This window comes from Blastopirellula marina (assembly GCF_002967715.1).
Lineage (GTDB): Bacteria > Planctomycetota > Planctomycetia > Pirellulales > Pirellulaceae > Bremerella > Bremerella marina_B.
On sequence record NZ_PUIA01000069.1, the window covers coordinates 253815 to 268871 of the forward strand.

Sequence of the window (15057 nt, forward strand, 5' to 3'; positions counted from 1 at the left end):
GGATTCGCCTGCTTCGGTCGCCTTGTCCAACTTGCCTCGTCTACGCCTGTGACGCTACAACTCTCATGGAAATGCTCTAGCATCCGTCCAAGCATATGGCAGGTATCGACGATGCGGGGTAGGGGAGTGCCGCGCGATGTCGTTGAACTCGACGAAGCGATGCCCTACAGAACGTTGTCGGAATAAAGGCCAGGCATAAAAAATCGCCCGCGGGAATGATCCGGCGGGCGATAATCGATTACGTGTTGATCGTTTCAGACGACTAGCTGATGTCGCCTGGATCGCTGATCAAGGAGAGCAGTTCGTCCAGTTCGTCAGAATCGGCATCTTCATCCGACTCTTCACTGAACTGCTTGCCATCCCAGCTCGAGCTGAGATCATCGGCCATGTCACCGATCAGCTGATCGAACTGATCGTCGTAGCTGACCGATTCAAGGGCGATCGCCTCGTCGCTGAAGGAGGCATCGATGATGCTCGACTCAACTTCGTAGCTGTAGCTTTGAGCATACCCCATCAGTTCAAGAGCCGATTTCATCTGAAGATCGGAGTAGCTCGGTGCGATGGCATCGAAGCTCGAACTCGAGACCAGCGAATCATTCACCACCACTGGCGTGTTCACCACATTAGCCGACGAAGGAATTGCCTCGGCGAATTCGTACGAACTGACTTCCACTGGTGCAACCGTGTCGCTCGAAACCGTTTCTCCAGCGATCATCGACAAGGAAATTGGCTCTGGGCTTGCGGTATAGCTAAACAGAATTGTCTGCAGTCGCAGCAAGTCTGCGTCCGTGATACGACGATCGTTATTCACGTCCAGCTTCGCAGGAACATTTCCTGGAGGAATGACATCTGGCTCGAAACCAGGCTTGAAATCACCTTCCGAGGCACCAATCACCAAGGCGGCTTCCGCGGCACTGTAGGTGTAGTTGTGGTTACGAAGTTCTTCCAGCAACAGCACGTAGTCCAAGCTGGTGATGCTATTGTCGCCAATCGAGATCGCACCCGGGTTGGAACTGTTGTGCCATGGGTTCACCCCTTCTTCGGCGATGGTGATCTGGTAGTCTTCGACTTCCCCATCTTCAGCCAGGCCGGTCGGAGTCAGACCACCGGTGCTGCTCAAGCGGAAACGAGCGTAGGTATCACCCAGCAACGCCCCATCTGGCAGGTCGCCCAGGGTGATCAACTGACCCTTACCACCAGGAGAACCGAGCGGATCGACGGCATCCTTACTCAAAGCGACGCTGATCAAGATCTGTTCGCCAACATCCTCGAAGTCGCCGTCCTGATTGAAGTCGACCCAAGCATCCAGGAAGCCATACGAGGTGGATCCGGTGGGTGCCTTGGAAGTGACGTAGATCTCGTTGTTGATACCATCACGCAACGTGAAGTCCAGGAAGCCTCCCATGTTGTTTGGATCTTCGGTGCGGATAAAGATACCGTCATCGGTGGTACCGTCGCCGTCTGCGGCGAATGTTGGTTGACCTTCGATTTCAGCATCGACACCTTGGCCGAGATAGAAGTTCTCGATCAGGTTGTGACGAGCACCATCCGATCCCAACAGCGTACCGTAGCTGTCTGGAGCATCACCAAAGTCGACCAGTCCGCCAACTTGAATCAGGAAGCGAGTTTCACCGACCATCGTTCCCGTACCGTCATCAACCAGATTGTTGAAGGCGATCGGGTTGCCAGCGATGTCACGAATGATGCTAACGGCAAGATCGTTTGGATCATCTCGACTGTCCAGCGTGACCTTGTACAACACACCTTCCTGGAAGACGCCGGAAACCGGCACCAAACGGATGATGTTGTTCGTTGTGTCGTAGTCGAACGTATAGTCGACACCCAAAGTCAGGACGCGAGGCACGTCGCCTGCGAGGATCTCAAGCTTGACCGAATCAGCGGTCACGGTCGAGTCGTCGATGCCGGTACCTTGGACCTGATTCGAGATGTCACCTTGATCCAGCAGCTGGATTGAAATGTTGGTCAGTGGACCATTGATCCATTGAACCACGTCCGGAGTTTCGTCCAGGTCGCGATCGGCCGCATCGTTGTCTTGCGGATCGATCAGGTAACCGGTCGGTCCGGTGAAGTCAGCTCGATCGAAAGCACCGATGTCACGGAAGGTCACCCCACCAACACCACCGCTGGAGACGACGTTCGGATCGTCAACGCGGAGCTGACCGGTAATATCCTTCTCTGGAGCCAACAGCGGAGTGCTGTCGATACCCAGCGGATTGACCACCTGGCTGACTTCGGCTCGTTCCTGAATCGCATCGACGGCTGCGTCGATCGCCTGGCTTCCTTCTTCGAGGTAGAAGTTCTTGCCGGCCGCATCGACAAACAATGGATCGGTCGTTCCCAGCACGATAGCCAGGTTGCCGTTGCCACCGAAGCCGGTCGTGTTGGTCGTATTGTCTTGATACAGCGTTCGCGAAATGACCGTGGTGGCCTTGGAGCTTGCATCAACCGAGATACCGGTCGTGAAGTTCGCGACGATGTTGTTCAACAGCGTTGGGCCGGCCGACTCTTCAACGGTCACGCCCGTGTCACCGGCACCGGTGCCATACAGCGTGTTGTTGATAATACGACCGAACGGAACGGCACCCGCCGGGTTGTTGACAGGATCGCCACTGTACAGAATGGCACCTGTCGCACTGTCGAAGATCACGTTGTTCTCGACGGTCACCCCGGTCGCCAATCGCTGCGAGTTAGCAGCCGATGGAACGTTGATCGGAGCACCCTGATGCGGTCGGTTGTTACCGGCCCCGGCATCGGTAACCGTGTTGCGGCTACCAGCGTCGATCAACACACCGTAGTTGGCCGAGTTCGAGATCATATTCGAGCTGATAATGATCTGTCCCTGGTCGCGGTGACGATTCGAGTCACCAATCAGGTCGAAGCCAGCCAGTTGGTCGTGACGCTTGATAACCATATTGGTCGATCGGGTCGTTGGCTCGCCAAACAGCCCGAAATCATTGTTAACAAAGTACGTCGTATCAACGACCACCGTGTTAAAGTCATCGGCAACCGAAATCCCAAGCTCATAGGTACCTTCATAGGTCCGTACCTGGCGGCTCGCATCATTCTTTGCGACCTTAGCCGGATCGTAACCTAGTGGCGTCGAAGCCTGGTTTCCGTTCGCTGGCAACGGAAGCGTATTGGCAGCAATCGCGACAAAGTACGTACCCGTCGTCGTTGCATTGAAGGTGTAAGTGTCGAAACCAACATTGTGGACGACATTGGCAACTACTTCAGTGATTGCTCCGGTAGGCGTTGCCTGGAGGAACAATCGCAACACACCATTCAGGCCCATGAGGTCGGCGAAACTAGTCACCAGGTTCATTTCCAACTGCTGACCAGCACGCATTGCGAACTTGAATACGTCGACGTCGGCAAAGCCATCCATCTTTTCGGCCGGGTCGTTATCGCCGATCGTACCATTGATACCGACGTTAACCCGTTGGGTTGCAGTGAGATCCGTCCCGTCGAGACCGATATCGAGTGCTTCTCGGAAGGCGTCATTCGATTGGATATCGTATTCCAAGCGAACTTCGTCGGAAGTGGTCTTCGGCGAAAGGTCGACACGGTTGCTTGTGGTGATACCGCTGCGCGAGTTCACCTGAGCGTAGACACCCAAGCCGCCGCTGGTGGTGCTGATCAAACCGCGAGCGATCTGCCCGGCGTGATCGTTGATAGCATTCATCAACTTGACGGCCATCTGAGCTTCGGTATCGGTGTTGTAGAAACCGATGCTGTAGATGTTGTTATCGGCGTCGTACGAGGTTCGAGTGCTCGTTCCGGCCGATCCACGCTTTTGGCGTTCGGTAATCGAATCGAGGTCGAAGAACTCGAACGTCACCCAGTCAGTACCGTCACCAACCCGAATGCGATCGAGATTGCCGGTCAACGCACCCGATGCAGCCAGCACCGTGTAGCTACCGTTGAGACGGTCGTTCGTATCGAAGGTAAACGTCGGCAGCAAATCGAGCAGACCTGGAACGAGCGACGGCACACCGTAGTCGGTACCGCGGCGGATTTCCAGTTGGTATTCACCCGTCAGGATTTCAAACGCACGCAGTTGCTGGTTGTGCGTGAAGTTGGTGTTGGTAGTCGCACCGGTCACCATTTCACCGCGTTCAGCAAAGCCGATGATGATATCGTCGATCAGCACACCGCGATGCTGGTTATCCTGGCCACGCTGATCGGCAGTCGTATTGGTGGCCGTAGGGGATCCCATCTTGCTATCGTTGGCGTAGCCGAAGTCATCACCCTGCAGCGAGCCGTCAAAGCCCAGACCGCTATTGTTGATATCGAACGTGTAACCGTTACCGAAGATGAACTCTTCCTGGCGGTTGAACGTGACGTAGTTCTGAGCAGTTGCCTGCGGAGCCATCTTCGTATTCATCAACACCTGAGTGGTCGTGGCCAGTTGAGTGGCCGTCGTCTGGCTGTTGTAGTTGATGATGACGATATTTGGATCGGCATTAGGAATGGCACTTCCCTTGACCGACATACCCCAGGCCAGATCTGCTGGCGTGAGATCTTCAATACCTTGAATATTGAAGGTGTCGTCCGATTCGGTGTACATGGTCACACCTGCCATCCCCTGATTCAGAATCGCTGTGCGAGTCAACAGGGCGATTTCGCTTGGCGAATCGGTGATCGAGAAGACAATCGGAACGTTGCCGACTGCCTGGTCACCGTCCTTCAGAACGTATTCAAACGTTACCGGCAAACCAACCGGAAGGTTGTTTACGTAGTCATACGACTGAAGCGTAAAGACATTCGACCCCGTTGGTGCCAGCGAATTGAACGCATCGGCGATGCGGGCACCGCTGTCAAACGTGAGGGACTGACCCTTGTTGAACTCGAAGGTTGCCGAGGTGTTGTTGATCGGATCGTTCACGGTGAACGTACCGCCGTCCTCGATCTGGGCACCGCGAAGGAATCGCAGTTCCTGCGTGTTCAAGTCTGTCCCGCTCGTAATGTGCCGACCACCCAGGTTGATCGAACCACCAGTCGAGAAGTCAAACCGCAGACGCAGGTTGTCTTGCCCGGCGAAGGCCGACAAGTCAACACGAGCTTGTCGCCAGCCGGTGTTGTCGAACAGAGGTTGAACGCCTTCGGTACCTGCTTGTGCGTCAGCACGCAGACCTTCCGAAACCGCCGCATCGCTCGCCCAGTCACCAATCGTATCGAATTCATCGTCTCCGCCTGGGGCCAGGTCGTTCACACGATACGTGTTATTGGTTGCCAGCAAGTGCCATTCACCATCGTCACCGGCAATAAAGACACGCAGGGTGTCGCGGGCCGGATCGTCTGGGTCTGGGCCCCCGTTGTAGTCATTTCCATCGGTCTGCAAGTCGTAATTGAAGTACAACGTTGGCAGATCACCGGCGTTATAGCCGTACAAGCTGAACGGATCGGTAATGACCGTACCGTGGGCATCGCCGGGGAAGTCGTAGTTGTTGGTGGTGGCATTACCGTCGGCGTTCTCGGCCGTGAAGGTCTTATCGGTATTACCGAAGTACAAGCTGCTTCCACCAGAAACGCCGGTACGCGAGTTGTCGACCGGAACGGTGATCCCGTGCCCGGCTTCATCCTTGCCGATGCCGTTGATGTTCCACAGGTTTTCATTCAACGTACCGAACTGCAAACCGTTGATACCACTCAAGCCGGTTGAAATGTTCGACCGGTTCCCGTGGAAGACGAATTGTGCGGCACCGTTACCATCGAACGCGTAGATATCACCAGATGTGGTAACACCAAACAGGACGTCCGAGTACTGCGTATTGCCACCTTCCGCACGGGAAGGCCCGGCCGAGAGGCTGGCAAAGGTGAGCGGGGCACCCTTGCTGTCAGTCAACGTGGTGATGAAGTCGGCAGCGATTTCATCATTGCCAACCGTCGGCGTGAAATTGCCATCGGTGGTCAGCAGGAACAAGCCGCCGGTGTTCGTCACGGCATAGACATTGTTACCCACCCAAGCCACACCGGTCACAAAACCACCACTGGCGTCGCCACCAACGGTAAACGGCGTATCGAACGCTGTATTGATTTCGATATCGGCCGCCGGGTCGAACGTCACCACATTCGAGCTGAAACCACCAGTAACATTGGTAGCGGTGATCCCCACACGAGTTGCCGCAGCCGAGATGGAGTCACCCACGTCATCGGCCAGGTATCCGGCACCAATCTGGACGATCTCGCCCGTGGTCACCCCCTTCGAGGCAGTGAAGAGGGGGTCTAAAAGTGCATCAAACGCACTATTAGCTGGCAAGTTGTTATAGCCCACCGAAGTAGGCATTGCCTGGGTACCTTCCAGGAAGTTGAACCGGCTACCGTCGACACTTACCGAGAGGGTCGTTTGACCGGCACCGCGGGCAGCCGTGACCGCCGCTTGAATCGCATTCGCGACAGCGGTTCCCGACATGGTTTCTTCGACGTTGACAACAATGTTGTTCAGGCTTGACGTCAGATTGTACGAGCCTTCGATAATAATCCCGCCAACACCGCCAGAAATCGAAGCATTGGTATCGCCGGTCAGCGTAATTCGTCCTGGAATCGTGGCATCGGCAACCACGTTCAGTCCAGGCGAATTCACATTGATGGCCGTGACCAACTTGGCGGCAATCGTGGTTGGATTATCACCGTCGTTATAAGCAACGCGAACATCCGTACCGCTGATGGCCAATGTGCCATTGTCTTCGTTGTCGAACACGTAAGTTCGCGAATTCGATCCATCGCTGATCGTGATGGAACTACGAGCAGCCGGGTTCAGCGAATTCGCCACGGTGCTGGCCACAAAGTTCGAAACATCAATGACAGCCCCGGTCTGGAAGACAATGTTATTGGCGACAGAGCCTTCGACCTGGAACGTCATGTCATTCTTGACGTATTTGCTTCCGCCAGGATTGAGCACCAGATTGAAGTCGTTACCCAGATCCAGTTCAAACACCGTCTTAGTCAGCGGACCGGCACCATCCGGATCGACTTCAAACAACATTCCGTCTTGCAACAACGCGGAACCATCCAAATTGGTCGCATCGGTCACCAGCAACGCGTTGGTGCCGGCGGTTACTCCGTAGTCGAACGAAGTATTGATCCGGAATGTTTGATCGCCGCGAACGTTGGTCTCGGTAATATCCCCGAAGACACCTTTATTGACAGCAATTGTGTTGGTGGGCGTACCGATCTGAGCTCCGTCACCGTCCGAGTTGCTGGCATCCATCAAGAAGAGGACGTTGGCGAAATCGTCCGTAAAGTCGCCGTTACCAGTCGTTCCCGACACGTCGCCACGGCTACCGATGGCATACAACTGAAGTCCATCGGCGCTGAAGTTGTTGTGGAACGTGGTAGCCTCGAACTGCCAACCGTAACCGGTACCCGTACCAGGTCCGTTGACAAAGTTCGTCAGAATCGGGTTTCCGTTCGCATCGCGAACATAGGTACCAATCCCGTCATCGTACAGCACCGTAGCGGCACCAGTGCCGGTATCGATCTGCAGGAAGTTACCCGAGTTGGCATCTTCGATTCGTCCAACCGTATCGACATTATAGGCGTACAGCGTACCATCGGGAGCCATCGCCAAGTCGCGGTAGGCGGCGCTGCCTCGGCCCAAGTAAGCTTCGACGGCACCGGTAAACGGATCGATCGCGTAGACGTCGGTGCTGTTACCAACCGTTTGGCTCATGAACACGACAAAGTCACCCAGCACATAAGGCACGACGTTGGCGTTGCTGACGATACTGGTCGAATCGGGAACCGCGGCCGAGGTGTACGTGCCGCTCGAGATGTGATCTTCCACGATTCGATGGACCGAGTTGATTGGTTCAAGACGTACCAGCGTGTTGGCAGCGTTAGACTGGAAGAACTGGTTCATCTGAATCGGGGATCGTTCCTGCGAACTGACCGCGACGAAGTAGGTCACGGGATTCTCAGGCGTACCAGCTGGCAACATGATCGTGCCCAGGTACGGATCGCCATTGTTGCTCGAACCACGTTCCAGGTCGGTCAAACCGGCATTACCTGGAGTTTGCGGGTGCATCAGGTCATCGTTCACGGCACCACTGTCACTGATGAAGATCAATTCGCCCGTGGAGCTATAAACCGAGACAATGGTGTTCGCATTGTCGAGACCGGCGGCATAGTCCAGATCGATGACCAGCGAACCCCATTCACCAGCGGCACTTTTACCAGGAATGGACTGGATGCCGTCAAAGTTGAACGAAATCTCGTACCAGTCGACGTCGGAACCGCTCGTATCGGCGTTACCAGCAACACTGATAGCAGCCCGATCCGAATTCAGCACGTTCCCCAGACCCTGAGCACCCCCCAACGTGTTGTTGGCACCGGTGGTCTCGGCCGACTCACCCAGTACCGGCGAATGGCCTGGCTGACCGTAGATCGAGATACCATTCTGGGCATATCGAATGTCAGCGAACTGAATCGACGAGCCAGCCAGTTCGTCGACTTCACGCAGACGAATATTGAGCTGGTACACACCATTGGTGTTGCCCGCTTGAACATTCCCGTTCACCGAAGTCAGGTCGTCCGTATTGGCACGAACGCGAATGTGATAGGTTCGGGCCGTTCCCGGCTGACCTGGCAGCACGACTCGCATGCCGGCATCGCGCGGGTTAATCGACCAGAAATCTTCTTCGTAGAAACCAGACTTCTGCAGTGGGTTGGTGACCTTCAAGAGCGAGTTCTGGCCGTAGAAGCTATTACCCGACTGATCGAACGAGTTGGTCGAGGCGGCCAGTACGTTGCCGTTGCCGTCGACAAGTTCAACCACGGCGTCCAGGTAGTAGCTGGTCTTGTCCAGGTCGAACCACACTTCGGTGCCCGGCTCGGCAACAAAGCTATAGACGTCGACGTCGGCCTTGTTGCTCAGGTAACCGTTGACCTCGAAGCCCAGACGGCGATTGTCGTCGCCGCCGTACTCATCAGGAGCCAAGCGTCCCAACGACTGTGCGGTCTGTGGAATGCCGTTGACGCCCTGACCGGTCAGGTTGTTGGCTTCGGCTTCGACGATCACCTGCACGTTGCGATCGTTGGCAAACTGATCGATCGTCAGCCCTTCCCACGAACCTGGCAGCGGAATCGCAGCGGTTGGATCGACGCCAGCGATACCGTCGTTATTGGTATCGGTCTGTGGCGTACCGTACTGAGTGAAACCAGCACCGACCGAGTCGTCGCGAATGTCAGTAAAGACAACCGGGAAACCGGCCTGACCGACAACGTGCAGCATACCACCGATGCGATCATCGATGTCCACCTGACTACCGGTGGCGACGAAACCGGCATTGTTGCCAAACAGCTTCACTACCAGGCTCTCAGTGGCCGAGCTTTCCAGGCGGATACCGCCATAGGTGTGGAAGTTGGTCGAGTAGATGGTGCTGAACAAAGCGTGCACGATATCGGTATCGTCCCATACGCTTTGCGTGGTCAGCGTGCCACCGCGAACAACCAATGCATTGAGCAGGTTGTCGGTGAGCAGGTTGCGGCGAATGAGTGCACCTTGGTTGTCACCCAGGCCACGTTGACGATCCAGGTCGCCAGTCGACCGGCCCCAGTCGACAATCAGCTCGTGGCTGAGCGAACTGGTATCGACATTCATGACGTAGGCATCGTTGAACCGGAAATTGTTTCCAACGATGATCGGCTGCGAGTCTCGCATGAAGATGACCGCGTTATCGTTGCTCATGTGGCCGTTGCGAGTTGCCCCCCCAACGCCAGCACCTTGCCCGTCTTCGTTGTACTCGAAGGTCGAGTTCGTAATGCGAACCTTGGCCTGGTGAATTTCAACCACGTTGAAATGAGCCTGGCCGCCGTCGATGTTCGATTCACCACCACCGTAAGCGAGTAGGGCATTGTCGATGCTGCCGCTGGAAACGTGAGCGAAGTAGATACCGCTCCAATCACCGGCCGATGGCGTGGAAGCCGCACCATCGTTGTTGGTGTCGAACGTACCACCGAAACCGTATCGGTCGTCTTTCAGCGAGGTGAAGACCACCGGTCGGCCTGGCGCACCTTCGGCGATGAAGTTAGCACCCATTTCAACTTCGATGCGACCGGCGTTGAATTTCACAACCACGTTCGGGTCGACAACCAGGCTTGAATCCAATCGGGCATCCAAGATCGGAGCGACAACAATCCCACCATTTCCGGCGAAGTAGGTTGCCGTGTATTCACCGCTAATGCGAATATTGCCGTTGGTGGCAACCGGATCGATATCGATGAAGTAAGGACCACCATTAGCAGGCGACACGAAGGCCTGGGCGTCGCGGAAGCGGCGGATCAAGATAGCGATCTGCTCGGCAAGCGACGACTCGGTGAAGCTGCCGTCGAAGTCCGTAGGAACTTCGCTGTTGGTCATCGTCGTGAGATCGATCTCGTAAATCGAGCCTCCGGCAAACGTCGAGGAAACCGGCGTGCCATTGACGAATGTAATGAACAGAGTACGACTTGCGCCCGTGTCGGAAGTCGCAATGATTCGGAGCGAAGATCCTGCGGTGACACCGGACAGATGCGGTACCTTGATCTCGACTTCACTCGTCGACGTTGGGCCACCAGGCGTCGAGTTAATGTGCAGAGCTTCTTGGATCACGTACACGATGTCGGTATCGTCAAAGCGTGCGGTAACGGTCAACTCTTCCAGCGGAGCACCAGGTGCCGAGAGGATTCGCACGAGCATACCGTTGGTCGAGTTTTCGACGATACGGTTGCCGAAGATATCGGGACCAACGCGCGAGACGTCTGGCGTAAACGCAGCCGGGGCACCCTGGTAAACCGTGTAGTTCGATTCTTCGAAGCTGTTCGGGTCGGCCGACAAAGCAGCACCCGAGCTGAGGCGGATGATGTTGTAGTTAATCGTCGGACGGGTTTCTTCCATGTAGATTGGTGCCAACGAGATGTCTGCACCATCCACTTCGGTGATACCACCGGCGTAACGGAATTCAGCACCAATCACCGAGTTCATGAAGATACCAGCGTCTTCGTAGGTACCTCGCAGTTGCTCGCGATCGACTTCTTGATTGAAGAGAATACCACCCCAGTCGCCTGGACCAGCGGTATCTTGCGTGTAGCTGTCATGACCAACCAACTCGCCGTTAGGGTCGTTGAGCAGCGTGGTTTCGCGGTACGAAGTCAACGTCACGCGGCGATTCTGACGATCGGTATCCAGGGTAACGGTGCCGCCCGTTTGAGTATTGGGCTGGTAACGTTCCGGAATACCCAGAATTTGCAATGCGGCAAAGCTGCGGTCGTCAATGACCGAGGTGCTACCGACCTGAATGCTGGAGTTGGCGAACTTCAGAATCGCACCTTCGTCGATCATCATGGTCACCCCCTTAGGCAACACGATATCGACACCATCCTTCAGCGGAGCATTGTTCAGCGGATTGCGACCGATCAGGTACGCAATGTTGTCTTCTAGCGTCGTTGGGTCGTCGTCCACGCCACCCAGACCAATCACGCGGATCACGTCCCCACGGCCGGCATTTTCCGCAGCAGTGATCGCAGCGGCAATGGTGGAAAATGGCTGAGTGATCGAACCGGTTTGCGTGACTCCGGTGTAGGTCGCATCGACGAACAAGGTACGCGGAGCGGTCGTTGCCAGCCCGGTGTAGGTCGAGGGCTCGGCTCGGAACCAGAAGTTGAAAGCGCCCCCTGCGGTACCGTCGAGATCACCATCGATCGCGGCACCAGCGGCGGCACCACTGGTCACGACGATCGACTGGGCCAGGATGATACCTGGATCCAGGGTAATGGGGTTGTTGCTCGCCAGGTTTCGCAGTTCGATACGATTACCCGTCGACGAAGCAACCACGTTGAAGCTGGCGTTGTTGATGGCATCTACCAACGCGGCAACCACTTCGCTTTGCAGCATATTGTTGTTCAGCACAACGCGTTCGTTGTTCGTGTTGTTGAGCGTGCTATCGAAATCGATTTCGAAGGTCCGCGTCATCTGGCCATCACGCAGGATGATCGTCTGGCCATCGCTGAAGCCCGAACCACCGGTACGAACCACCATGGTGTTGAGCTGCGAGACGGACGCCCCAGTGTCACGAATCGAATCGTTCAACGTTGGGGTGAAACGAAGTTGCAGTTGGTACTCACCATCGGAAGTACCGCCGAATCCGGAGTCTTCGATAGTTGGATCGTAGACATCGTTGCCGCTGGCCGTAACACCGATGAAGTAGGTGCCTGGCTGCAGCGTGATTTCCAGGAACGAGTCTTCGCTGAAGTAGTCGCTATTGCGTGCCAGTGCGGTGTAAGAACCGTCCCCATTAAGACGGTACAGCGTCAGCGTCGTATCGAGACGGCTCGAATCGGCCAGGCGTTCGGCCACGATTTCAGCCGACAGTTTGCCCGATTCGGTCAGATCGAACCGGTACATGTCGATATCGATCACGTCCGGACGATAGAGATGCTGCAGGTGCGTCAGATCGAAGTCACCTGGCAAGAGCGACTCTGGGCCGATGCCGAAATTCAGGTTACCATCGTCTCCCATGATCGTTCCTGGTGGAAGATCGTAGGTGTGATCCAAGCCCAGGAAGTGACCGATTTCATGGAAGGCCGTTTCCTGCCACACAGCGCCAACTTCGTCGTCACCAGGCTGGTCGTGGTCGGCCGTTTCCATGATGACCAAACCGCCGGACTGGATACCGGCAACACCACCAGGACCGGTGATGATATCGGGCGCGACACCGCGCAGGTCACCCGTGACAACCCCAACGCTGGCAGCAACATCGCCAGGCACTTCGATGAAATCGATACCGGCATAGAACCCGTAGATTTCAAAGATTTCGCGGGCACGGTTCTTTTGCTCTTCGGTAATCTGGTTGGCCAGAGGTTCGCCGGTTGGGCTGGCCGGATCAATGCCGTAGGTATCTGGGAAGTTATAGGTGTAAACCGTAACGCCGTAGGGATTGGTATCGCTACCGGTGAGATGGTTCTCGCCATCGAGCTCGACATCGCGATGCCCCGGTTCATCGTTACCGCCGGGCAGATCAATGTTGACATATCCGTCCGGCAGGTTGGCACCGTAAGGACTGACATTGCTGATTTCGGCGCGGATCACCAGGGCCTGGGTCCGGTCGACGATCAGACCGGTTGACTTGGTTCCCAACACCATGCTGACGCGGTTACCGTCGGTACCGCGGAGCTGCGAACGATCCGTACTGAAGCCAGCAACCGTATCGGCATTCACTAGGAATGTAGCGGAAGCCTCGGCATTGATGGCATTCCGAATTGCCATTGCCAGGTCGATCGTCGAATCGCCCAGGCCGCTGATGTCGATCGGAATGTTGCCCGCCGTAAAGTTGCCGACGTTGTCAGTCAACTCGAAGGTACGTAGATTTCCGCGTCCGTCGTCGATAGTGAAGGTCGTGTGATTGACGTCCACGCCAGCCACGCCGTCGACGTCGATGGTTGCCCCGCGCGTGACGCGGAACTCATGATTACCGGCGAACAGGTTCGTTGGATTCGTGGGCGTGCCGTAATCTTCGTAGCCCGATTCACTTTGCAGAGTCCCCATGAAGCTCGACAGATTGGTCGCGGTGTCGAAGCTCGAGTTCTGCTCGGGGGCTTCGGTAACCAGATCCAGAATCTGCGATCCCTTGCTGGCAATACCACGGACACCCACCTGCAAACGGAAGACCGTTGCGTATTCAGCGTTCGAATCGAGGGTGCTGATCAATTCTTCGATCGGACCATCAAACTTCAGCATGGCCACGTCGTTGATCGGATCGTATTCGACACTGATCGGGTAGAAGGCCTGCGAGTCATTACCCAACCCCAAGTCACTATTGGAAGCCGTTCCACTACCATTTTCGGCACGCTGGAACGTCAACTGATAGTAGTCAGGATTTTCCGCCAGGGCTGGATCGAGATCGTCGTCATTGAAGTAGACGTAGATCATGTCGCGGGCGATATCGAGCGAACCGTCCGCATTACGTGTGACCGGTTGCGGCACCACGGACATCACCTGCGGAGCCAGGTTCAACTCGAAGTTACGAGTAAACGCCTGCGCAGCCTGACCTTCCATGTCTTTCAGGGCGCTGGTGATCTGAATACGGTAGAGGTCGTCCGGCAGAGCCTCGCCAAATCGGACGATCACCTGGTTCAGCTGATCACCGATACCAATGAAGCCTTCGAAGTTCGAGTTCGGTCCCGTGATTCGCACGTCGTCAGCCGTACCCAACTTGCCGTCCAAACCAGCTCGCGAGATCACGATGCCATCAGCCAAAGTCGTCGGATCGATCAGGTCGCCAGCGTCAGTGACTTCGGCAAAGTTGAACGTGAGCGATCGCGGCGAGATCCCACGAACGTCGTTCTCTTGCAGCAGCTCACCACTGTTTGGCTGGATACCCACAAGCTGTGGTACCACGTTTGCAGCCAGCAACTCGCGCTTTTCCAGCGGCTCGTGCATCATCGAGCGCTGTTTGGTCTGACGAAGAAGACGAGTCTTCTTGTTGAGATCACGACGTTGGGCACGGGTTAGCTTACTCGCATGACGGTTGGTCATTTGGCAAACCTTTTATCTTCGTTAAAGCTGGAGGCTCGAGTAGTTAGGTTGGACAGCAACATCCTGTCGCGGATCGGGTGACAAGTCCTGAGGCTCACAATTCCTGGCAAGGCAAATGCCCAAGGGGAAATTAGGGAGACATTTGGTAAACCCAAGTCGGATTATAATTACCCAAATTAACACAGCAAATTCTAACGGGGGGCAATGATCCATTTTGCCCATTTAACTCAAACCGACTGTCTCATCTGCTTTGGCGTTAAAGATGCAGATCTCAAACACCAAATTCAATCGATAACCCGTTGCTGTTTTTGTACTTAGGAATTTATACCAACCTCGATTCCTGCCGTCGTAATGGCGAGAAAACAGGGCTTGTCGATGGTTTGACGTCTTGACCTGCGTGCTAGTTCCCGCATTTCCCCTAGAATCTTGCCAATCGAACTAAATCTTAGAGGGGGAATATGCCGAGAGCGAGGGCTGGCTGACCAGTCAATCCAGCACTGGTATTTTCGCGCAAATCCATGAAA

At 55.5% G+C, this 15057-nt stretch carries 1 protein-coding gene; it reads right to left on the bottom strand.

Translation table 11 applies throughout. From position 1 onward, the window contains the following. Positions 1-262: 262 nt before the first annotated feature. A complete protein-coding gene (locus C5Y96_RS21520) occupies positions 263-14533 on the bottom strand; it encodes a GEVED domain-containing protein (RefSeq protein ID WP_105357679.1) in 14271 nt (4756 codons plus the stop codon). Positions 14534-15057: the final 524 nt, after the last annotated feature.